This window comes from Micromonospora sp. CNZ303 (assembly GCF_004345505.1).
In genome coordinates this window covers 441872-463838 of the sequence record NZ_SLVT01000002.1, presented here as the reverse complement: position 1 = coordinate 463838, position 21967 = coordinate 441872, and the positions used below count along the sequence as shown (strand labels likewise).

The window sequence follows — 21967 nt, the reverse complement described above, 5'->3', positions numbered from 1 at the left end:
CGGGGGGAACTCTTCCATGATCTTCCGTAACCGTTCGCTGGCGCGTATCGGCGCCGGCGCGCTGCTCGCCTCCGGCGCGTTGACCGCCCTCGGTAGCCCGGCTCACGCCTCGGGCACGGAGACGGACCTCGCGATCGAGGTGGCCGGCACGCGGGTCGCCGCCAACGCGGAGGGCAAGTTCGCCTTCGCCAAGGTGACCAACCTCGGCAAGAACACTCCGAGCGAACTGTCCGTGCGGGTGGACGTGTCCAAGGTCGACTTCGACAAGGTCGCCGCCGTGCCGGCCGTCGAGGACGGCTGCGACATGGAACTCGCCGGGGGGAAGCCGACCGCGTTCATCTGCCACGCGACGGAGAAGGGCCTGCCGGGCCCGGGTGAGACCACCGACCTGCCGGTCGTCCTGTTCAAGGTCAAGGCCGAGGGCACCTACAAGGCGCCGCTCTCCTTCAAGCTCGTCTCGAAGGACGACACCAACGCGGCGAACAACACCAAGACCGCCACGCTGGACTTCTCCGACGCCAGCGGGCCGGACCTCTCGGTCGTCGCCGAGGACGTCAAGCAGGCCGTGAAGATCGTCGACGGCAACCCGGTCTACTCCGGCGACCTGCACGCGGGCGGCCGCTCGGCGCTGACCTACTTCATCACCAACCAGGGTGACAAGGCCACCGCCGGTCTGAAGATCAGCGTCAAGCTGCCCAAGGGCGTCACCCCGACCGAGGTGGAGCAGGGCTGCGAGTACGCGGCCGACAAGTCCACCTTCACCTGCACCTACGCCAACTTCGGCCTGATCCCGCAGGACGAGGACACCAACCCCGAGGACAAGCTCTACTCGGCCTACGGCTTCTACCACGTGTTCGACGTGGCGGCGGGCGTGAAGCCGGGCGCCCTCAAGGGCGGTCTGGTCAGCGTCGAGCCGGTCGGGTCCGAGCCCAGCCGGAAGCAGGCGGCCGCGGTCACCCTGCCGGAGAACGTCACCGGCCTGCAGGCGAGCGACGTGGACGCCACCGACAACTCCGACGCGTACGCCGTGATCGTCGCGGCCAAGGGCGGCGCGGGCGGCGGTGACGACGACGGCGGCCTGCCGGTCACCGGCGCGCAGACCACGCTGATCGGCGGCATCGGCGGCGCGGTGCTGATCGCGGGCGCGGCCATGTTCATGGTGGCGCGGCGGCGCCGGGTCGTCCTGGTGACCCCGGGCGACGAGAAGCCGACGGCCTGACGGTCGTCCTCCATCGACCCGCGAGGGTCGTTCACATAACGCACGGCAGCGGGGGCGGGATGGGTGACCATCCCGCCCCCGCTGTGCGTCGGACCGTCCCGTCCGACCGGATCGGCCGGACGGATGAAACATGATCTCCCTGCTGGCGCGCCGCTTCGACCTTCGATAGCGTCCGGCCGGGTTCCGCAACCATCCGTTTCTTCCCTAACCCCCCGGGGGACCGATGACCCTGTTCCATCGCTCGGCCTTGGCCCGCGCCGGTGCCGTGGCACTCCTCGCGGCGGGTGGCCTGACCACCGTCGCCGTTCCCGCCCAGGCCGCCGACGCGCCGGAGCTCGCCCTGACCCCGATCAGCACCCAGCTCGCGAAGGGTGTCGACGCGGCCCGGAGCAAGCCGTTCAAGTTCACCGTCACCAACGCCGGCACGGCCACGGCGGAGGACGTCTCGTTGCGGGTCGACACCCGGCAGCTCAAGGAGAAGCGCGTCGGCTTCCTGGTGCCCGAGAGCTGCCGCGCCATCGAGAGTCACCTCTACCAGTGCTCCCTCGGCGACCTACCCGCCGGCACCAGCAAGGACTTCGGCGTCCCGCTGTTCAGCACGGGTGGCCGGGGCGACGGCGGCAAGCTGGTCGTCCACGTCGTCACCGCGACGCCCGGGGGCAAGGTTCGCGACAAGGTCGTCGTGCCGGTGACCGTCACGAAGCCCGGCTACGACCTTACCGCCTGGGCGCAGGACGTCCAGGCAGGCGTCGTGGTCAACGGCGCGGTGGCCGACGAGCCGGACCTCAGGCCGGTGCGCCGGGGCGAGACCGTCCCGCTGGACTGGGCGGTTTACAACGACGGCAGCCGGCCCGCGACCGGTGTCTTCTACGGCATCACCCTCCCGGCGGGTGTGAGCTTCGTGACGGTGCCGCAGAACTGCGTCACGCAGGTGTTCCTCGGCAAGGAGCAGGCGTTCTGCGAGGACGCCGGCGCGACCATCCGCCGGGGGCAGTACTACACCGCCGACGTCACCGTGAAGGTCGGCGACGATGTGACCGAGCCGGTGCTGCGGGAGGGCGACCTCTTCGCGTACGGGCTGGACGCCGCCGAGGGCGAGCCGGAGGAGGAGCCGAAGGTCGCCGGCCAGGCGCAGCGGAAGGCCTTCTCCGAGGCCGACATGAGCGACAACCACACGATCTTCGAGGCCTTCGTCGACCTGTCGGCGCAGCCGACCCCGACCCCGACGCCGACCGGTGGGCCGACGCCCACCCCGACGGCGACCCCGAGCGGCGTACCCACGGCGGCCCCGACCACCACCCCCGGTGGCGGTGGCGGTGGCGACGGCGGGCTGCCGGTGACCGGCGTGCAGGCCGGGCTGATCGGCGGCATCGGCGCGGCCGTGCTGCTGGCCGGCGGCGCGCTGCTGCTGCTCTCCCGGCGGCGCAGGGTCGTCCTGGTGGCGCCCGGCGACGAGAAGTCGACCGACTGACGTACGACGACGCGGGGGCGGGGTGGGCGACCATCCCGCCCCCGTGGCGTGTCCGGGTGGTGGTGCGGCCGACCCACCGGCCGCCCACGCGGGCCGGACTGGCAGAGTGGAGGGGTGAGCCGTACCCCGCAGGGCCAGCGCGCCAACCTGGACAAGCAGCCGCACGAGGTCGCCGCGATGTTCGACGGCGTGGCGGCTCGCTACGACCTGACCAACACCGTCCTCTCCTTCGGGCAGGACCGGTTCTGGCGCCGGGCCACCCGGGCCGCGCTCGACCTGCGGCCGGGTGAGCGGGTGCTCGACGTGGGCGCCGGCACCGGCGTGTCCACCGAGGAACTGGCCCAGTCGGGCGCGTACGCGGTGGGCGCCGACCTGTCCCTCGGCATGCTGCGCGTCGGCAAGCGCACCCGTCCCCAGGTGCCGCTGCTGGCCGGGGACGCGCTGAAGCTGCCCTTCGCCGACGCCACCTTCGACGCGGTGACCATCTCGTTCGCGCTGCGCAACGTGAACGACACCGACGCCGCACTGCGGGAGCTGGCCCGGGTCACCAGGCCGGGCGGCCGGCTGGTGGTGTGCGAGTTCAGCACCCCGGTGAACCCGGCCTTCCGCACGGTCTACCTGTCGTACCTGATGCGTTCGCTGCCGAGCGTGGCCCGCACCGTCTCCAGCAACCCCGACGCGTACGTCTACCTGGCGGAGTCGATCCGGGCGTGGCCCGACCAGCCGGCCCTGGCCGCGCGGATCGGCGCGGCGGGCTGGGGCAGGGTGGCCTGGCGCAACCTGACCGGCGGGATCGCGGCACTGCACCGCGCGGTCCGCGTCTAGACCCGTTCGGCGCCCTTTCCGCAAATATCCGTTTTTGCTCCACTTTGTTCCGTAAGCTCGCCCCCATGACGGGACGACACCAGGCGGTCGGCGCGGAGGCCACCGACGACGACGCGACCGAACTCATCGCCCAGCTCAAGGAGCTGGCCGGCGCGGATCCCGCCGACGTCCGTCAGGTCGTGGCCGAGGTGCTGGCCGCCCTGGACCGCGCCGCCGGCGGCGCGCTGCGCGAGCACCTGCCGGAGACGATCCGGTACGACGCCGGCCTGGATCCGGCCACCTCCGCCCGGCACTGAGGCCGCCCCGGCGCCCCGCCTCCGACCTCGGCCGACGTCTCTCCGGCAAGTTAGGTACCCCTGGTCCGGCGTGGTCATGACGTCGGTCATAGACTCCCACCGTCTGGCTTGTGAAGCATTTCACGAGCATGCGGGAGGAGGCGCGGGATGGCCGCGGTGGAACATGACGCCGACGTGATCGTCGTGGGCGCCGGTCCCGGTGGGTCGGCTACCGCATACCACCTGGCTCGGCACGGCGTACGGGTGCTGCTGCTGGAGAAGACCGAGTTCCCCCGGGAGAAGGTCTGCGGCGACGGGCTGACCCCGCGCGCGGTGCGGCAGCTCATCCGGATGGGCGTGGACACCTCGCCCGAGGCGGGCTGGCTGCACAACCGGGGCCTGCGGGTCATCGGTGGCGGCGTCCGGCTGGAGCTGGACTGGCCCGACCTGGCGAGCTTCCCCAACTACGGCCTGGTACGCACCCGGCTCGACTTCGACGACCTGCTCGCCCGGCGCGCCGTCGAGGCCGGCGCCGAGCTGCGCACCGGCGTGAACGTCACCGGCCCGGTGCTGGGCCCGGACGGCCGGGTCACCGGCGTCGAGGCGGAGGTCGGCCCGGGCAAGGAGCCCGCCACCTTCCACGCGCCGCTCGTCGTCGCGGCCGACGGGGTCTCCGGCCGCTTCCCGCTCGCCCTCGGGCTGGCCAAGCGCGAGGACCGGCCGATCGGCGTCGCCGTCCGGCGCTACTACCGCTCGCCCGCCAAGCACGACGACAACTACCTGGAGTCCTGGCTCGAACTGCGCAGCAAGGACAGCGGTGACAACCTGCTGCCCGGGTACGGCTGGATCTTCGGGCTGGGCGACGGCCGGGTCAACGTCGGCCTCGGGGTGCTCAACTCCTCGTCGGCGTTCGGCAAGACCAACTACCGCCGGCTGCTCACCGACTGGCTGGCCAACACGCCGGCCGACTGGGGCATGACCGACGAGGCGAACGCGGAGGGGCCGATCCTCGGCGCCGCGCTGCCCATGGGCTTCAACCGGGTGCCGCACTACACCCGGGGCGTGATGCTGGTCGGCGACTCCGGCGGCATGGTCAACCCGTTCAACGGCGAGGGCATCGCGTACGCGATGGAGTCCGGCGAGCTGGCCGCGGAGGTCGCCGTGCAGGCGCTCGCGCGCCCGGCCGGCGCGGACCGGGAGCGTGCGCTGACGGCGTACTCGACGGAGCTGAAGCTCCGCTTCGGCGGCTACTACCGGCTGGGCGGCATCTTCGTGAAGCTCATCGGCCGCCCCGAGATCATGCGGATGGCCACGAAGCACGGGATGCCGCACCCGATGCTGATGCGCTTCGTGCTCAAGCTGCTGGCCAACCTGACCGACCCCCGCGACGGGGACGCGATGGACCGCGTCATCAACACGATGACGAGAGTGGCGCCGGCCGTGTAGCCCGAGGAAACGAGCCTGCGAGCGCCTGCGGTCGCGAACGAAGGCAGCCCCGTGTGACGGCGTCGTCCACGGTCTGCGATGACCGCAGGTGCGGACAGGGGAGATCGACCCCCGCCGACGACCGTCGCGAGGGACGTGAATAGTGTGATTTTTGACAAGGACCAGGGCAGGGAAGGACGAGCAGGAGAAAACGATGTCGCTCTCGCCTTATGCACCGATCATCGGGCTGTTCGCCCTCGCTGCGGGGTTCGCGCTGTTCTCCGTGGCCGCTGCCCGCTTCGCCGGTCCCCGGCGCTACAACAAGGCCAAGCTCGAGGCGTACGAGTGCGGCATCGAGCCCAGCCCGCAGCCGGTCGGCGGCGGCCGGTTCCCGATCAAGTTCTACCTGACGGCGATGCTCTTCATCGTCTTCGACATTGAGATCATCTTCCTCTACCCCTGGGCGGTCTCGTTCGACGCCCTGCCGATCTTCGGCTTCGTGGAGATGGTCCTGTTCATCGTCGCGGTCTTCGTCGCCTACGCCTACGTGTGGCGTCGCGGCGGCCTGGACTGGGACTGAGGGAGGAACCTCAGATGGGTATCGAGGAGAAGCTTCCCGCCGGTGTCCTGCTCACCTCGGTGGAGAAGCTGGTCAACTGGTCGCGGAAGACGTCGGTCTGGGGGGCCACCTTCGGTCTGGCCTGCTGCGCGATCGAGATGATGGCCGCCGGTGGTCCGCACTACGACATGGGCCGCTGGGGCATGGAGGTCTTCCGGGCCTCGCCCCGGCAGGCCGACCTGATGATCGTGGCCGGCCGGGTGAGCCAGAAGATGGCCCCGGTGCTGCGCCAGATCTACGACCAGATGGCGGAGCCCCGCTGGGTCATCTCGATGGGCGTCTGCGCCAGCAGCGGCGGCATGTTCAACAACTACGCCATCGTGCAGGGCGTCGACCACATCGTCCCGGTCGACATGTACCTGCCCGGTTGCCCGCCCCGGCCCGAGATGCTCATCGACGCGGTCCTCAAGCTGCGCGAGAAGATCGGGCACGAGCCGCTCGGCCCGAACGGCCGCAAGATGCTCGAGGCGCGCAAGGCCCGCGGCGACGTCCCGGTCGTCCCCTACGGCTCGATGCCGTCGTCGTACCGCAGCGACAAGGCCCGGCGGGCCGAGTGGACCAAGGCGGTCCGTGAGGGTCGCGAGGAGCAGCTGCGGATCGAGAACTGGATGAAGGCCCAGAACCACCTGCAGCACGGGGGTGTCCAGAAGTGACCGCGCCTCAGGACAGGCAAGACGACGGCGGCGTGCCGGTTCCGGTCACGCCGGCCGGCGCCAGCACCACCGCACCCGCCGAGTACCCCCCGGCCAGCCCGGCCGGCCGGGGCATGTTCGGCAACCAGGGCTCCGGCGACGTGTCCGGCTTCGGCGGCCTCGTCCGCCAGCGCCGGACCATCGAGGACGCGCCCCGGCCGTACGGGGGCTACTTCGACGAGGTCCGCGACGCGCTGGAGGAGGCGTACCCGGACTTCGCCGACGCCGTCGAGAAGGTCGTGGTGGACCGGGGCGAGCTGACCCTGCACATCCGCCCCGAGCGGATCGCCGAGGTCTGCCAGGTGATGCGCGACGACATGGCGCTCCGCTTCGAGCTCTGCTCCTCGGTCTCCGGGGTCGACTACCTCGGCGCCGACGCCCGCCGCCTGCACGTCGTCTACCAGCTCACCTCGATGACCTACCGCCGCACGGTGCGGCTGGAGGCAGCGGTCTCCGTCGAGGACCCGCACCTGCCGAGCGTCACGTCGATCTACCCGACGGCGGACTGGCAGGAGCGCGAGGCGTACGACATGTTCGGCATCGTCTTCGACGGTCACCCCAACCTGACCCGGATCCTCATGCCGGACGACTGGGAGGGGCACCCGCAGCGCAAGGACTACCCGCTCGGCGGCGTACCCGTCGAGTACAAGGGCGCTGAGATCCCGCCGCCGGACCGGAGGAGGTCCTACCAGTGAGCGCGAGGAGTGAGCTTGCGAGCCCCGCAGTCGTGAACGGAGGGCCGGCACTGTGACCACGTCGAACTATGCCACCGAGCGCGACACCACCGAGGGGAAGGTCTTCACCGTCACCGGTGGCGACTGGGACAGCGTCGTCTCGGGGGCCGACCCCATCAACGACGAGCGGATCGTCGTCAACATGGGTCCGCAGCACCCGTCGACGCACGGCGTGCTCCGGCTGATCCTGGAGCTGGAGGGCGAGACGGTCCGCGAGGCCCGCTCGGTCGTCGGCTACCTGCACACCGGCATCGAGAAGAACCTCGAATACCGCAACTGGGTCCAGGGCAGCACCTTCGTGACCCGGATGGACTACCTCGCCCCGATCTTCAACGAGACCGGGTACGCGCTGGCGGTGGAGAAGCTGCTCGGGATCACCGACCAGATCACCGAGCGGGCGAACACCATCCGGGTCCTGATGATGGAGCTGAACCGGATCTCGTCGCACCTGGTCTGGGTGGCCACCACCGCCATGGAGCTGGGCGCGATCAACATGATGCTCTACGGCTTCCGCGAGCGTGAGTACGTCCTGGAGATCTTCGAGATCATCACCGGCCTGCGGATGAACCACGCGTACGTCCGTCCGGGCGGCGTGGCCCAGGACGTGCCGGACGAGGCGATCGTCAAGATCCGCGAGTTCCTCAAGCTGATGCCGAAGCGGCTCAAGGAGTACGAGAACCTCCTCTCCGGGCAGCCCATCTGGCTCGAGCGGACGAAGAACGTCGCGGTGCTCGACGTGACCGGCTGCCTCGCGCTCGGCGTGACCGGCCCGGTGCTGCGTTCGGCCGGCCTCGCCTGGGACCTGCGCAAGACCATGCCGTACTGCGGCTACGAGACGTACGAGTTCGACGTGCCGACGCACACCGACGGCGACGTGTGGGGCCGCTACCTGGTCCGCCTCGCCGAGATCCGGGAGTCGCTCAAGCTCGTCGAGCAGGCGTTGGACCGGCTCAAGCCGGGCCCGGTGATGGTGGCCGACAAGAAGATCGCCTGGCCGGCGCAGCTCGCCATCGGCGTCGACGGCATGGGCAACTCGCTGGAGCACGTCGCGAAGATCATGGGTCAGTCGATGGAGTCGCTGATCCACCACTTCAAGCTCGTCACCGAGGGCTTCCGGGTGCCGCCGGGCCAGGTCTACGTCGGCATCGAGTCGCCCCGCGGCGAGCTGGGCGTGCACGCCGTCTCCGACGGTGGCACCCGGCCCTACCGGGTGCACTACCGGGAGCCGAGCTTCGTCAACCTCCAGGCGCTCCCGGCGATGGCCGAGGGCGGCCTGATCGCCGACGTGATCGCCGGTGGCGCCTCGCTGGACCCCGTGATGGGTGGTTGTGACCGATGAGTGTTTTCACTGACGAGACCAGGGAGCGGGCGCGGGAGATCATCGCCCGCTATCCGGCCGACCGGTCCCGGTCGGCGCTGCTGCCGCTGCTGCACCTGGTGCAGTCCGAGGAGGGCTACGTCTCCCCGGCCGGCGTGGCGTTCTGCGCCGAGGTGCTGGGCCTGAACAAGGCCCAGGTGGGGGCGGTCGCCACCTTCTACACCATGTACAAGCGCCGGCCGACCGGCGACTACCTGGTGAGCGTCTGCACCAACACGATGTGCAACGTGCTCGGCGGCCAGGAGGTCTACGACACCCTCGCCGAGCACCTCGGTGTGGGGCACGACGAGACCACCGCCGACGGGAAGATCACCCTGGAGCACGCCGAGTGCCTGGCGGCGTGCGACTACGGCCCGGTGATGACCGTCAACTACGACTTCTTCGACGGGGTGGACCCGCAGACCGCGCGTGGCGTCGTCGACGAGCTGCGCGCCGGTGGCCGGCCGATGCCGACCCGGGGTGCCCGGCTCTGCACCCTCAAGGAGATGGCGGTGCAGCTCGCCGGCTTCGCCGACGAGCGGGAGGGCGCGGTCGCCGACGGCGGGCCGGGGGAGCCCACCCTGCGGGGGCTGCGGCTGGCGCAGGAGCACGGCATCTCGGTGCCGGGCTTCGACCCGAACACCCCGATCCGCAGCAAGGCCGAGGCCGACAAGGCCGCCGCCGAGGCGAAGGCCAGGAGCGAGGCCGCGAAGCCGGCTCCCGAGCCGGCCAAGGCCGCGCCGGCCCCGAGTGGCAACGGTGCCCGGCCCGCCACGGGCACCGGCGAGCCCGCACCCGCCGCCGAGGCGGCCGGCAGCACCACCCGGGACGTCAGGGCGCCGGACGCCAAGTCGCCCGAGGTGCGTACCGCCGAGACCCGGCAGCCCGACGCGGCGACCGCCGTGCCGGACGCCCCGGGCACCAAGGTTCCGGTGGACGGCGCCCCGCCGGCTCCCCGCGACGCGCAGGCGGCGGAGGCCGCCGGGGCGGCGGCCAACGCGCCGGCCGGCGACGGCAAGCCCGCCGGCGACGAGGCCGGTGCGCAGCAGCGCAACCTCAAGGAAGCCGAGGCGGGCGCCGGTGGCGCGGGCTCCGCCGTCGCGAGCGAGACGGGGGTCCAGAAGTGACCACTCCCCGGCCGGAGACCCTGGCCAAGCTGACGCCGGTACTCACCAAGCGCTGGCTCTCGCCGGACGCCTGGCGCATCGGCACCTACGAGAAGCTCGACGGCTACGCGGCCCTGCGCAAGGCGCTCAAGGCGCACCCGGACGACCTGATCCAGCTGATCAAGGACTCCGGCCTGCGCGGTCGCGGCGGCGCCGGCTTCCCGACCGGCCTCAAGTGGGGGTTCATCCCGCAGGGCGACGGCAAGCCGCACTACCTCGTCGTCAACGCCGACGAGGGGGAGCCGGGCACCTGCAAGGACCTCCCGCTGATGACGCACGACCCGCACGCCCTCGTCGAGGGCGTGATCATCGCGTCGTACGCGATCCGGGCCAGCCGCGCCTACATCTACATCCGGGGCGAGGCGGTGCACGCCGCGCGCCGGCTGCGCAACGCCGTGCGGGAGGCGACCGCCAAGGGCTACCTGGGCCGGAACATCCTCGGCTCCGGGTACGACCTGGAGCTGGTGGTGCACTCGGGCGCCGGGGCGTACATCTGCGGCGAGGAGACCGCGCTGCTGGACTCGCTGGAGGGCTTCCGGGGCCAGCCCCGGCTGCGCCCGCCGTTCCCGGCCACCCACGGCCTGTACGCGAGCCCGACGGTGGTCAACAACGTGGGCACCATCGCCAGCGTCCCCTACATCGTGCTGGGCGGCGCCGACTGGTGGAAGACCATGGGCACGGAGAAGTCGTCCGGCCCGATGATCTACTCGCTCTCCGGCCGGATCGCCAACCCCGGCCAGTTCGAGTGCGGCATGGGCGTCACCCTGCGGGAGCTGATCGAGCTGGCCGGCGGCATGCAGCCCGGTCACAACCTGAGGTTCTGGACGCCGGGTGGCTCGTCGACGCCGCTGCTCACCGCCGAGCACCTGGACGTGCCGCTGGACTTCGAGGGGGTGGCGGCGGCCGGCTCGATCCTCGGCACCACGGCCACCCAGATCTTCTCCGACCAGGACTGCCCGGTCTACGCGACCTACCGGTGGCTGGAGTTCTACCACCACGAGTCGTGCGGCAAGTGCACCCCGTGCCGCGAGGGCAACTACTGGATGGTCCGGGTCTACCGGCGGATCCTCGCCGGTCAGGGCACCCACGAGGACCTGGACACCCTGCTGGACACCTGCGACAACATCCTCGGCCGCTCGTTCTGCGGCCTGGGTGACGGCGCGACCAGCTCGGTGACCTCGTCGCTGAAGTACTTCAAGCAGGACTACCTCGACTACATCGAGGGACGTACCGCGCCGAAGCTGTCGGACAAGCAGCTCGTGGGAGCCCACTGATGGGAGCGCGAGGAGTGAGCGGAGCGAGCCCCGCAGTCGCGAGCGAAAGGCAAGCACTGTGACCGACGTAGCGAAGCAGACCGAGACCGTCACGCTCACCATCGACGGCGTCGAGGTCACCGCCCCGAAGGGGGCGCTGCTGATCCGGGTCGCCGAGCAGTTGGGCACCGAGATTCCCCGGTTCTGCGACCACCCGCTGCTGGCCCCGGCCGGCGCGTGCCGGCAGTGCCTGGTCGAGGTGGAGGGGCAGCGCAAGCCCGTCGCCTCCTGCACCCAGACCGTCGCCGACGGCATGGTCGTACGCACCCAGCTCACCTCCCCGGTCGCCAAGAAGGCGCAGGAGGGGGTCATGGAGCTGCTGCTGCTGAACCACCCGCTCGACTGCCCGATGTGCGACAAGGGCGGCGAGTGCCCGCTGCAGAACCAGGCGATGTCCACCGGGCGCGCCGACTCGCGGTTCCACGAGCACAAGCGGGAGTACCCGAAGCCGCTGCCGATCAGCACGCAGGTGCTGCTCGACCGCGAGCGCTGCGTGCTCTGCCAGCGTTGCACCCGGTTCTCCGAGGAGATCGCCGGCGACAAGTTCATCGACCTGATGGGCCGGTCGTCCGCCGAGGAGATCAACATCTACCGGGACGAGGACTACGGCGTCGAGACGGGCGCGGGCTGCCCCGGCTCGGCCGCCGACGAATCCGGTGACGTGCCCTTCAACTCGTACTTCTCCGGGAACACGGTGCAGATCTGCCCGGTCGGCGCGCTGACCGGCACCCAGTACCGGTTCCGGGCCCGGCCGTTCGACCTGGTCTCCTCCCCGAGCGTCTGCGAGCACTGCTCGGCGGGGTGCGCCCAGCGCACCGACTGGCGGCGGGGCAAGGTGCTGCGCCGGCTGGCCGGCGACGACCCGGCGGTGAACGAGGAGTGGAACTGCGACAAGGGGCGGTGGGGCTTCCAGTACACCCGCGCCTTCGACCGGCTCACCACCCCGCTGGTCCGCGACCCGCAGACCGGCGAGCTGCGTGAGGCGGCGTGGAGCGAGGCGCTGGCCGTCGCCGCCGATGGGCTGCGCGCGGCGCGGGACGGCGGACGGGGCACGGCGGTGCTCACCGGCGGTCGGCTGACCGTCGAGGACGCCTACGCGTACGCGAAGTTCGCCCGGGTCGCGCTGAACACCAACGACGTCGACTTCCGGGCCCGGCCGGTCTCCCGCGAGGAGACGGACTTCCTGGCCAGCTCGGTCGCCGGGGTCACCGACGTCACCTACGCCGACGTCGAGAAGGCGCCGGCCGTGGTGCTGGTCGGGCTGGAGCCGGAGGAGGAGTGCCCGATCCTCTTCCTGCGGCTGCGCAAGGCGTACCTGAAGAAGAAGCTGACGGTCTACGCGATCGCGCCGTTCGCCACCCGCGGCCTGGAGAAGCTCGGGGCCAAGCTGGCCCGGGTGGTGCCGGGCGAGGAGGCGACCGTGCTCGCCGAGCACGCGACGGTGGCCGAGGCGCTCAGCGCCGAGGGCGCGATCCTGATCGTCGGCGAGCGGCTGGCCAGCGTGCCGGGCGGCCTCTCCGCGGCGGCCGACGTGGCCCGGCGTACCGGCGCGAAGCTGGCCTGGGTGCCGCGGCGCGCGGGTGACCGCGGCGCGGTCGACGCGGGCTGCCTGCCCAACCTGCTTCCCGGCGGCCGCCTGGTCAACGAGCCGGCCGCCCGGGCCGAGCTGGGTGAGGCGTGGGACATCCCCGCCGGGGTGATCCCGAGCCAGGCCGGCCGGGACACCGACGCGATCCTCGCCGCCGCCGCCGGCGGTCAGCTCGGCGCGCTGGTGGTGGCCGGGGTCGACCCGGCCGACCTGGCCGACCCGCGGCTGGCCGAGAAGGCCCTGGACGAGGTGCCGTTCCTGGTCAGCCTGGAGCTGCGGATGAGCGCGGTGGCCCGGCGGGCCGACGTGGTCTTCCCCGTCGCCCCGGTGGTCGAGAAGGCCGGCAGCTTCCTGGACTGGGAGGGCCGGCTGCGCACCTTCGAGGCGGTGCTGCGCACCGCCGCGATGACCGACGGCCGCGTGCTGGACGCGCTCGCCGCGCAGCTCGACGTGCAGCTCGGCACCGGTGACGTGCTCAGCGTCCGCCGCGAGCTGGGCGCGCTGCCGCGGACCCGGACCGACCGTCCCGCCGCCCCGTCGGTGGAGCCGGCCGCGGTGCGGGAGCCGGGCGCCGGTGAGGCGGTGCTCGCCACCTGGCACCAGCTGATCGACCTGGGCAGCCTCACCGACGGCGACGAGCACCTCGCCGGCACCGCCCGCCCGCCGGTGGTCCGGCTGGGCAAGGGCACCGCGGAGGCGCTCGGCGTCGCCGACGGCGACCCGGTGACGGTGGGCACCGACCGGGGGGCGCTGACCCTGCCGGCGGCGATCACCGAGATGCCGGACGGCGTCGTCTGGCTGCCGACCAACTCGCCCGGCTCGACCGTGCGACGCAGCCTCGGCGCGACGTCCGGAGCGCTCGTGCGGATCTCCGCCGCCGCGGTCGCCGCCGACGCGGCGGACCGCCCGGGCCCGCTCCTCAACGCAGGGGGTGTACAGCAGTGAACGCGGTCTACCTGGCCCAGGATCCGACGCTGGCCGACTTCGGCCGGGATCCCTGGTGGCTGGTCCTCGGCAAGATCGTCTTCGCGTTCGTCGTCGCCGTGCTGGCCACGCTGCTCGGCGTCTGGTTCGAGCGCCGGGTCGTGGGCCGCATGGCCGTGCGGCCCGGCCCCAACCAGGCCGGCCCGTTCGGTCTGCTGCAGACCCTCGCCGACGGCCTGAAGCTCGCCTTCAAGGAGGACCTCCTCCCGCGGACCGCCGACAAGGTCGTCTTCTTCTTCGCCCCGGTGATCTCGGTGGTCTGCGCGATCACCGCGTTGTCGGTGATCCCGTTCGGACCGATGGTCAGCATCTTCGGGCACCGGACGCCGCTACAGGTCACCGACGTGCCGGTGGCGGTGCTGGTGGTGCTGGCCCTCTCCTCGCTGGCCGTGTACGGCATCGTGCTCGGCGGCTGGGCCAGCGGCTCCACGTACCCGCTGCTCGGCGGCCTGCGCTCCGCCGCCCAGCTGGTCTCGTACGAGGTCACGATGGGCCTGAGCGTCGTCGCGGTCTTCATGACCGCCGGCACCATGTCGACCAGCGGGATCGTCGCCGCCCAGGGCGACGGCACCCGGCTGAGCATCGGGGGCTTCGAAATTCCGGCCCCCGGCTGGTACGCGCTCCTGCTGCTCCCCAGCTTCATCATGTTCTTCATCGCCATCGTCGGTGAGACGAACCGGGCGCCGTTCGACCTGCCCGAGGCGGAGTCGGAGCTGGTGGCGGGCTTCCAGACGGAGTACAGCTCGCTGAAGTTCGCGCTCTTCATGCTCAGCGAGTACGTCGCGATGGTGACCATGTCGGCCTTCACCGTGACACTCTTCCTCGGCGGCTGGCACGCGCCGTGGCCGATCACCAGCATCTGGGCGGGCGCCAACTCCGGCTGGTGGCCGATGCTGTGGTTCTTCGGCAAGGTCGTCATGCTGGTGTTCGTCTTCGTCTGGCTGCGGGGCACCCTGCCCCGGCTGCGCTACGACCAGTTCATGCGCTTCGGCTGGAAGGTCCTGCTCCCGATCAACCTGGTCTGGATCCTGGTCCTGGCCGGCCTGCGTTCGATCGAGGACTGGGACTCGCGCAGCAAGCTGATCGCCGTCGGCATCCCCGCCGGCATCCTGCTGCTCGCCACGCTGCTCTGGCCGAGCCGGAAGCAGCAGCCGAAGCCGACGGTCCAGGAGCAGGTCAACGACCGGCCGCACGGCAGCTTCCCGCTGCCCCCGATGGACCTGCAGGTACCACCGAGCCCGCGCACGAGGCGCGTGGTCGCCGAGCGGGAGCCGGCCAACATCGCCGCCGGCCCGGACTCCAGGGAGGTGTGACGTGGGCGCGATCACCGGAACGTTCAAGGGATTCGGTGTCACCTTCTCGCACATGTTCAAGAAGGTCGTCACCACCGACTACCCGTTCAAGCCGCCGGTGTCGGCGCCGCGCTACCACGGGCGGCACATCCTCAACCGGCACCCGGACGGGCTGGAGAAGTGCATCGGCTGCGAGCTGTGCGCCTGGGCCTGCCCGGCGGACGCGATCTACGTCGAGGGCGGCGACAACACCGACGAGCAGCGCTTCTCGCCGGGTGAGCGGTACGCCAGCATCTACCAGATCAACTACGCCCGCTGCATCTTCTGCGGGCTCTGCATCGAGGCCTGTCCGACCCGCTCGCTCACCATGAGCAACGAGTACGAGCTGGCCCGGGACAACCGGCAGGATCTGATCTTCACGAAGGAGCAGCTGCTCGCGCCGCTGCTGCCGGGCATGGAGCAGCCGCCGCACCCGATGCGACTCGGCGACAGCGAGAAGGACTACTACGTCGGCGCGCTGACCAACCCGGGCACCTCGGCCGGCGCGGAGCACTCGGCCAACAACCCGGGCCGGTACCAGGTGGAGGAGCACCCCGGTGTGACCTTCCCGGGCGCCGAGCAGCACGCCCAGCGGGCGGCAGCCGCCAAGGGAGACGGAGCATGACCACGCAGACGGTGCTCGCCGCGGCGGGCGAGGTCTCCGGCGGGGAGCAGGTGACCTTCTGGATCCTGGCCCCGCTGGCGCTGATCGGCGCGATCGGCATGGTCGCGGCGCGCAACGCCGTGCACTCGGCCCTCTGGCTGGTGCTGACGATGCTCTGCCTGGGCGTCTTCTACGTCCTCCAGGCCGGGCCGTTCATCGGCATGGTGCAGATCATCGTCTACACCGGCGCGATCATGATGCTCTTCCTGTTCGTGCTGATGCTGGTGGGTCGCGACGCCTCGGACTCGCTGATCGAGACGCTGCGCGGCCAACGGGTCGCGGCGGTGGTGCTCGGGCTCGGCTTCGCCGGCCTGGCCGGCGGCGGGCTGTGGCGCGCGCTGGAGGGCACCACGGCGGTCGGCCTGGAGCAGGCCAACGCCGAGGGCAACGTGCAGGGCATCGCCCGGCTGCTCTTCACCAAGTACGTCTTCGCGTTCGAGCTCACCTCGGCGCTGCTCATCACGGCCGCCATCGGCGCGATGGTCCTGGCCCACATCGAGCGGCGCAAGGAGGACAGGCTGGACCAGCCGAAGACGATGCGGGCGCGCTTCGCCCCGGGCAACTACCCGGGCCCGAAGCCCGGCCCGGGCGTCTACGCGACCTCCTCCTCCGTGGCCACCCCGGCCCGCCTGCCGGACGGCCGGCTGACCGAGCGGAGCACTCCGGAGATCCTGCCGGTGCGCGAGCTGGACGACCGGGAGACGACCCTGAAGGGGACGGAGCGGTGAGCGCGAGGAGTGAGCTTGCGAGCCCCGCAGTCGCGAACGAAAGGTTGGCGCAGCGATGACGCCCGACTACTACCTGGTGCTGGCCGCGGTGCTCTTCACCATCGGCGCGGTCGGTGTGCTCATCCGGCGCAACGCGATCGTGCTGTTCATGTGCATCGAGCTGATGCTCAACGCGGCCAACCTGACGCTGGTCACCTTCAGCCGGATCAACGGTGACCTCAACGGCCAGATCATGGCGTTCTTCGTGATGGTGGTGGCGGCGGCCGAGGTCGTGGTCGGGCTCGCGATCATCATGGCGATCTTCCGGACCCGACGCTCCGCGAGTGTCGACGACGCCAACCTGCTGAAGTACTGAGGGGTCCTGCGGTGGGAACGATTCTGACGAACGCCCCGGCTGAGCCGGTGGGCACCGTCGCCTACGCGACGGCGGACGGGCTGCTGGGCAGCGTCTGGCTGCTGGTGGCGATTCCGCTGCTCAGCGCGGCGGTCCTGCTGCTGCTCGGCCGGCGGGCGGACCGCTGGGGGCACTGGCTCGGGGTGGCCGCCATCGGCGCCGCGTTCGTGCTGGGCCTGACCTACTTCCTCCAGCTGCGTGGCCTGGAGAACAAGTCGGTCGAGCTGAGCCTGTGGGACTTCATCACGGTCGGTGACCTGCGGGTGGACTTCGGTCTGCTCTTCGACCCGCTGGCCGCCGTCTTCGTACTGCTGATCACCGGGGTGGGCTTCCTGATCCACCTCTACGCGGTCGAGTACATGGCGCACGACGCGGGACGTCGGCGGTTCTTCGCCTACTTCAACCTGTTCGTCGCCGCCATGCTGCTGCTGGTGCTCGGCAACAACTACGTGATGCTCTACTTCGGCTGGGAGGGCGTCGGTCTGGCGTCGTACCTGCTGATCTCCTTCTGGTACGAGCGGCCCAGCGCCGCCACCGCCGGCAAGAAGGCGTTCCTGATGAACCGGGTCGGCGACGCCGGCCTGGCGATCGGCATCTTCATCATGTTCGCCAGCCTCGGCACCACCCAGTACGACGAGGTCTTCAACGGGGTCGGTTCGCTGACCGCGACCACGGTGCTGGTGCTCGGCCTGCTGCTGCTGCTCGGCGCGACCGGCAAGTCCGGCCAGTTCCCGCTCCAGGCGTGGCTGCCGGACGCGATGGAGGGCCCGACCCCCGTGTCGGCGCTCATCCACGCCGCGACCATGGTCACCGCCGGCGTCTACCTGATCGCCCGGTCCAACCCGATCTTCTCGGCCAACTCCACCCTCCAGCTGGTGGTGGTGAGCGTCGGCGCGCTGACGCTGCTGATCGGCTGCATCATCGGCGCGGCCAAGGACGACATCAAGCGGGTGCTGGCCTGGTCGACGGTCAGCCAGATCGGCTACATGTTCCTCGGCGTCGGCCTCGGCGGTGGCGCCTACGCGCTGGCGATCGTGCACCTGCTGGCGCACGGCTTCTTCAAGGCCAACATGTTCCTCGGCGCCGGCTCGGTCATGCACGGCATGAACGACCAGGTCGACATCCGCCGGTTCGGCGGGCTGGCGAAGTACATGAAGGTCACCTGGATCACCTTCATGACGGGCTGGCTCGCGATCATCGGCATCCCGCCGTTGTCCGGCTTCTTCTCCAAGGAGCCGATCATCGTGGCGGCGTTCGAGCGGGACGACTGGACGGCCTGGCTCTTCGGCATGGCCGCGCTGCTCGGCGCCGGGCTGACCGCGTTCTACATGACCCGGCTCTTCGTGCTCACCTTCCACGGGCCGAAGCGCTGGACCGAGGACATCGGGCACCCGCACGAGTCGCCGAAGCTGATGACCATCCCGCTGATCCTGCTGGCGGTCGGCTCGGTGGGGGCCGGTTGGCTGCTCTCCACCTCGGTGCCGGACTGGCTCACCGCCACAGCCGGACTCGGTGCGGCAGAGGGGGAGCACCACGCGGTGCTCTCGCACACCGTGATCACGATCCTGTCGATCCTGGTCACCGTGCTCGGTGCCGGGCTGGCCTGGTTCCTGTTCCGGGGCGGCACGGCCACCGCGCCGCAGCCGGCCGGGGTGCTGGTCACCGCCGCGCGGAAGAACCTCTACACCGACACGGTCAACGAGGCGATCTTCGAGAAGCCGGGCATCTTCCTCACCCGGGCACTGGTGTACCTCGACAACCGGGGTATCGACGGGCTGGTCAACGGCCTCGCGGCGGGGATCGGCGGCGGCTCGGGTCGACTCCGGCGGCTCCAGACGGGCTTCGTCCGGTCGTACGCCACCTCGATCCTGACCGGCGCGCTGCTGGTCCTGGCGGCGTTCCTGGCCGTCGAGGCGGGGTGGCTGGCGTGATCGACCTCTTCCAGGCGGCCGTCTCCGGCGGACCGCGCAGTGACGACGGAGGTAAGGCCGCATAATGTCCGACTTCCCGTTCCTCTCGGTGCTCACCGTGGCACCGCTGGTCGGCGCCCTGGTGGTGGCCTTCCTGCCGCGCAGCCGGCCGGAGCTGGCCAAGCAGGTGGCGCTCGGCTGGTCGCTGCTGGTGCTGGTGCTGTCGGTGGTCATGTGGGTGACCTTCGAGGTTGGTGGCGACCGCTTCCAGTTCCGTGAGTCCTACACCTGGATTCCGAACTGGGGCGTCAGCTTCACCTTCGCCGCCGACGGCATCGCGCTGGTGATGCTGATGCTGATCGCGGTGCTCGTACCGCTGGTGATCCTGGCGTCCTGGCACGACGCCGAGTCGTCCAAGCGGTCGGTGCCGGTCTACTTCGCCCTGCTGCTCGTCCTCGAGTGCACGATGATCGGCGTCTTCGCCGCCGCCGACGTCTTCCTGTTCTACGTGTTCTTCGAGGTCATGCTGGTGCCGATGTACTTCCTCATCGGCAGCTACGGCGGCCACCAGCGGCAGTACGCGGCGGTGAAGTTCTTCCTCTACTCGCTGGTCGGCGGTCTGTTCATGCTCGCCGCGGTGATCGGCCTCTGGGTCGTCGGCGGGAAGACCTTCGACTGGCAGGCGCTGTCCCAGGTGGACATCTCCACCGGTACGGAGCGCTGGCTGTTCCTCGGCTTCTTCCTCGCATTCGCGATCAAGGCGCCGTTCTTCCCGTTCCACACCTGGCTGCCGGACGCCGGTGGCGCGGCCCCGGCGGGTGCGGCGGCGCTGCTCGTCGGCGTGCTCGACAAGGTCGGCACCTTCGGCATCCTGCGCTACTGCCTGCCGCTCTTCCCGGACGCGGCCAAGTGGTTCGCCCCGTGGGCGCTGGCGCTCGGCGTGATCGGCATCATCTACGCCGCGCTGCTGGCGGTCGGCCAGAACGACCTGAAGCGGCTGGTGTCGTACACCTCGATCGCGCACTTCGGCTTCATCGGGGTGGGCATCTTCGCCTTCACCACCCAGGCCGGCACCGGCGCGGTGCTCTACATGGTCAACCACGGGCTCGCCACCGGCCTGCTCTTCCTGGTGGTGGGCATGCTCATCGCCCGGCGGGGCTCGGCGCTGATCAGCGACTTCGGCGGCGCCGGCAAACTGGTGCCGATCCTGGCCGGGGTGCTCTTCTTCGCCGGTCTGGCCTCGCTCGCGCTGCCCGGCACCGCGCCGTTCGTCTCCGAGTTCCTGGTGCTGATCGGCACGTTCACGGTGAACAAGCCGGTCGCGGTGATCGCGACGCTCGGCATCATCCTGGCCGCCGCGTACGTGCTGTGGATGGTGCAGCGCACCACCCAGGGCACGCTCAACCCGGCGCTCACCCAGATTGACGGCATGAAGCGTGACCTGAACCTGCGCGAGAAGTTCGTGGTCGCGCCGCTGATCGCGCTGATCGTGCTGCTCGGCTTCTACCCGAAGCCGGTCACCGATGTGATCAACCCGGCCGTGCAGGCGACCATGCAGGACGTCGGCCGGACCGACCCCGCCCCGACGTCGGGCGGAACCGTCCAGGAGGCGGCAAAGTGAGCGCGAGGAGCGAGCTTGCGAGCCCCGCAGTCGCGAACGAAAGGTTTGCGCAGTGACTGAGCTGAAACTGCCGTCGATCGACTACGCGGCGCTCGCTCCGACCCTGATCATGCTGGGCGCCGCTCTGCTGGGCGTGCTGGTCGAGGCGTTCGTGCCCCGCCGGCTCCGGCACGTGGTCCAGCTGTCGATGGCCCTGCTGGCGGTGCTCGCCGCGCTGACCATGGTGGTGCTGGCGGCCGACGAGCGGAAGATCACGATCGGCGGGGCGATCGCGGTGGACGGGCCGACGCTCTTCCTCCAGGGCGCGATCCTGGTCCTCGCCGCGATGGCGCTGCTGCTCATCGGCGAGCGTTCGGTGGAGCGGGGCGGGGCGTTCGTGGCCCAGGCCGCCGTCACCGCCGAGTCGGCCGACGACCGCCGGCAGGCCGAGGGCAAGAACGGCCTCACCGAGGTCTACCCGCTGACCACGTTCGCGATCGGCGGCATGCTGATCTTCGTGGCGGCGAACGACCTGCTGACCATGTTCATCGCGCTCGAGGTCTTCTCGCTGCCGCTCTACCTGCTCTGCGCGCTGGCCCGCCGCCGGCGGCTGCTGAGCCAGGAGGCCGCGCTGAAGTACTTCATGCTCGGCGCGTACGCCTCGGCCTTCTTCCTGTTCGGCGTGGCCCTGATCTACGGCTTCACGGCGGGCATCCCGGGCCGGCAGGCGGGTGTCGACTTCGCCACCATCGACGCCGCGGTCGAGAACTCCCCGGCCAGCCCGGTGCTGCTCTTCGCCGGCATGGCGATGCTCGCCATCGGGCTGCTCTTCAAGGCGGCGGCGGCCCCCTTCCACGTCTGGACCCCGGACGTCTACCAGGGCGCGCCGACCCCGGTGACCGGTCTCATGGCCGCCTGCACGAAGGTCGCCGCGTTCGGCGCCCTGCTGCGGGTGTTCCACGTCGCGTTCGACGGGGCCCGGTGGGACTTCACCCCGGTCCTCGGCGTCGTGGCGGTGCTGACCATGCTGGTCGGCGCGGTGCTGGCCGTCACGCAGACCGACATCAAGCGGCTGCTGGCGTACTCCTCCATCGCCAACGCCGGTTACCTGCTGGTCGGCGTGCTGGCGCCGGGCGCCGACGGGATCTCCGGGACGATGTTCTACCTGGTCGCGTACGGCTTCTCGGTGCTCGCCGCGTTCGCCGTGGTGACCCTGGTGCGCGACGCCGACGGGGAGGCCACCCACCTGTCCCGCTGGGCCGGGCTGGGACGGCGCTCGCCGTTCTACGCGGGGATCTTCACCTTCATCCTGCTGGCCTTCGCCGGAATCCCGCTGACCAGCGGCTTCACGAGCAAGTTCGCGGTCTTCGGCCCGGCGCTCGAGGGCGGGCAGGCGTGGCTGGTGATCGCCGGCGTGCTGACCAGCATGGTGCTGGCCTTCCCGTACCTGCGGGTCGTGGTGATGATGTGGCTCTCCGAGCCCGGCGAGTCGACGCCGACCGTCGCCGTGCCCGGCGGGCTGACCTCGGCCGCGCTGATGATCGGCGTGCTCGCCACGCTGGTGCTCGGTGTGGCGCCCGCGCCGCTGCTCGACCTGGCCACCGGCGCCGCCGAATTTGTCAGATGACCGACGCTCACGCCCGCGGGGGCCGGCACGCCACGGCGTGCCGGC

19 protein-coding genes are annotated in these 21967 nt (G+C 70.9%); all 19 read left to right on the top strand.

What is annotated here, in order from left to right:
• The first annotated feature begins 16 nt into the window (after window positions 1-16).
• The 19 genes from EV374_RS05455 to nuoN all read left to right on the top strand — a co-directional run bounded on the left by EV374_RS05455 (window position 17) and on the right by nuoN (window position 21922).
• Window positions 17-1219 (top strand): LPXTG cell wall anchor domain-containing protein, encoded by a 1203-nt coding sequence (locus tag EV374_RS05455; RefSeq protein WP_132232132.1) that lies wholly within the window; start codon window positions 17-19, stop codon window positions 1217-1219.
• 223 nt (window positions 1220-1442) lie between these two features.
• Window positions 1443-2690 carry a cell wall anchor protein gene (locus EV374_RS05450; RefSeq protein ID WP_132232130.1) on the top strand — a complete coding sequence of 416 codons (1248 nt, stop codon included), beginning with the start codon at window positions 1443-1445 and terminating at the stop codon, window positions 2688-2690.
• Between the two features lie 114 nt (window positions 2691-2804).
• The gene (locus EV374_RS05445; RefSeq protein WP_132232128.1) at window positions 2805-3515 is read left to right on the top strand and encodes a demethylmenaquinone methyltransferase; all 711 of its coding nucleotides are present in this window, start codon (window positions 2805-2807) and stop codon (window positions 3513-3515) included.
• A 65-nt stretch (window positions 3516-3580) separates the two neighbouring features.
• Window positions 3581-3811 (top strand): hypothetical protein, encoded by a 231-nt coding sequence (locus EV374_RS05440; RefSeq protein WP_132232126.1) that lies wholly within the window; start codon window positions 3581-3583, stop codon window positions 3809-3811.
• Window positions 3812-3958: 147 nt separating this feature from the next.
• Window positions 3959-5236, top strand: a complete 1278-nt coding sequence (locus tag EV374_RS05435; protein ID WP_132232124.1) for a geranylgeranyl reductase family protein — start codon at window positions 3959-3961, stop codon at window positions 5234-5236.
• A 193-nt stretch (window positions 5237-5429) separates the two neighbouring features.
• Entirely contained in the window at window positions 5430-5795 is a 366-nt protein-coding gene (locus EV374_RS05430; protein WP_111134310.1) for an NADH-quinone oxidoreductase subunit A, read from the top strand.
• A gap of 14 nt (window positions 5796-5809) precedes the next feature.
• The gene (locus tag EV374_RS05425) at window positions 5810-6487 is read left to right on the top strand and encodes a NuoB/complex I 20 kDa subunit family protein (protein ID WP_132232122.1); all 678 of its coding nucleotides are present in this window, start codon (window positions 5810-5812) and stop codon (window positions 6485-6487) included.
• Entirely contained in the window at window positions 6484-7221 is a 738-nt protein-coding gene (locus EV374_RS05420) for an NADH-quinone oxidoreductase subunit C (RefSeq protein WP_132232120.1), read from the top strand. The genes EV374_RS05425 and EV374_RS05420 overlap by 4 nt, the downstream gene beginning before the upstream one ends.
• A gap of 52 nt (window positions 7222-7273) precedes the next feature.
• Complete coding sequence (locus tag EV374_RS05415; RefSeq protein WP_132232118.1) at window positions 7274-8599, top strand: NADH-quinone oxidoreductase subunit D; 1326 nt, start codon at window positions 7274-7276, stop codon at window positions 8597-8599.
• Window positions 8596-9744: an NADH-quinone oxidoreductase subunit NuoE gene (nuoE, locus tag EV374_RS05410; protein WP_132232116.1), complete on the top strand. Its 1149-nt coding sequence runs from the start codon at window positions 8596-8598 to the stop codon at window positions 9742-9744. Before EV374_RS05415 ends, nuoE begins: the two co-directional genes overlap by 4 nt.
• On the top strand, window positions 9741-11057 hold the full coding sequence (nuoF, locus tag EV374_RS05405) for an NADH-quinone oxidoreductase subunit NuoF (protein WP_132232114.1): 1317 nt from the start codon (window positions 9741-9743) through the stop codon (window positions 11055-11057). The genes nuoE and nuoF overlap by 4 nt, the downstream gene beginning before the upstream one ends.
• Window positions 11058-11115: 58 nt before the next feature.
• Window positions 11116-13629, top strand: coding sequence for an NADH-quinone oxidoreductase subunit G (locus EV374_RS05400; RefSeq protein WP_132232112.1), 2514 nt, complete (start codon window positions 11116-11118; stop codon window positions 13627-13629).
• Complete coding sequence (gene nuoH / locus EV374_RS05395) at window positions 13626-14981, top strand: NADH-quinone oxidoreductase subunit NuoH (protein WP_132232110.1); 1356 nt, start codon at window positions 13626-13628, stop codon at window positions 14979-14981. Before EV374_RS05400 ends, nuoH begins: the two co-directional genes overlap by 4 nt.
• Window position 14982: 1 nt before the next feature.
• Complete coding sequence (nuoI, locus tag EV374_RS05390; RefSeq protein WP_132232108.1) at window positions 14983-15624, top strand: NADH-quinone oxidoreductase subunit NuoI; 642 nt, start codon at window positions 14983-14985, stop codon at window positions 15622-15624.
• Window positions 15621-16391 (top strand): NADH-quinone oxidoreductase subunit J, encoded by a 771-nt coding sequence (locus EV374_RS05385; protein WP_132232106.1) that lies wholly within the window; start codon window positions 15621-15623, stop codon window positions 16389-16391. The genes nuoI and EV374_RS05385 overlap by 4 nt, the downstream gene beginning before the upstream one ends.
• A gap of 55 nt (window positions 16392-16446) precedes the next feature.
• Window positions 16447-16746, top strand: coding sequence for an NADH-quinone oxidoreductase subunit NuoK (gene nuoK / locus EV374_RS05380; protein WP_132232104.1), 300 nt, complete (start codon window positions 16447-16449; stop codon window positions 16744-16746).
• Between the two features lie 11 nt (window positions 16747-16757).
• A complete protein-coding gene (gene nuoL, locus EV374_RS05375) occupies window positions 16758-18716 on the top strand; it encodes an NADH-quinone oxidoreductase subunit L (RefSeq protein ID WP_207913901.1) in 1959 nt (652 codons plus the stop codon).
• Between the two features lie 64 nt (window positions 18717-18780).
• Entirely contained in the window at window positions 18781-20316 is a 1536-nt protein-coding gene (locus tag EV374_RS05370) for an NADH-quinone oxidoreductase subunit M (protein ID WP_132232102.1), read from the top strand.
• Between the two features lie 52 nt (window positions 20317-20368).
• A complete protein-coding gene (nuoN, locus tag EV374_RS05365) occupies window positions 20369-21922 on the top strand; it encodes an NADH-quinone oxidoreductase subunit NuoN (protein ID WP_132232100.1) in 1554 nt (517 codons plus the stop codon).
• The last annotated feature ends 45 nt before the right edge of the window (window positions 21923-21967 follow it).

What these genes read in the sequence shown, in the direction of transcription:
- EV374_RS05370 (WP_132232102.1), top strand. Translation starts at nt 18,781, where the DNA reads ATGTCCGACTTCCCGTTCCTCTCGGTGCTCACCGTGGCACCGCTGGTC.
- nuoE (WP_132232116.1), top strand. Translation starts at nt 8,596, where the DNA reads ATGAGTGTTTTCACTGACGAGACCAGGGAGCGGGCGCGGGAGATCATC.
- EV374_RS05435 (WP_132232124.1), top strand. Translation starts at nt 3,959, where the DNA reads ATGGCCGCGGTGGAACATGACGCCGACGTGATCGTCGTGGGCGCCGGT.
- EV374_RS05450 (WP_132232130.1), top strand. Translation starts at nt 1,443, where the DNA reads ATGACCCTGTTCCATCGCTCGGCCTTGGCCCGCGCCGGTGCCGTGGCA.
- EV374_RS05425 (WP_132232122.1), top strand. Translation starts at nt 5,810, where the DNA reads ATGGGTATCGAGGAGAAGCTTCCCGCCGGTGTCCTGCTCACCTCGGTG.
- EV374_RS05385 (WP_132232106.1), top strand. Translation starts at nt 15,621, where the DNA reads ATGACCACGCAGACGGTGCTCGCCGCGGCGGGCGAGGTCTCCGGCGGG.
- EV374_RS05430 (WP_111134310.1), top strand. Translation starts at nt 5,430, where the DNA reads ATGTCGCTCTCGCCTTATGCACCGATCATCGGGCTGTTCGCCCTCGCT.
- EV374_RS05455 (WP_132232132.1), top strand. Translation starts at nt 17, where the DNA reads ATGATCTTCCGTAACCGTTCGCTGGCGCGTATCGGCGCCGGCGCGCTG.
- nuoK (WP_132232104.1), top strand. Translation starts at nt 16,447, where the DNA reads ATGACGCCCGACTACTACCTGGTGCTGGCCGCGGTGCTCTTCACCATC.
- EV374_RS05440 (WP_132232126.1), top strand. Translation starts at nt 3,581, where the DNA reads ATGACGGGACGACACCAGGCGGTCGGCGCGGAGGCCACCGACGACGAC.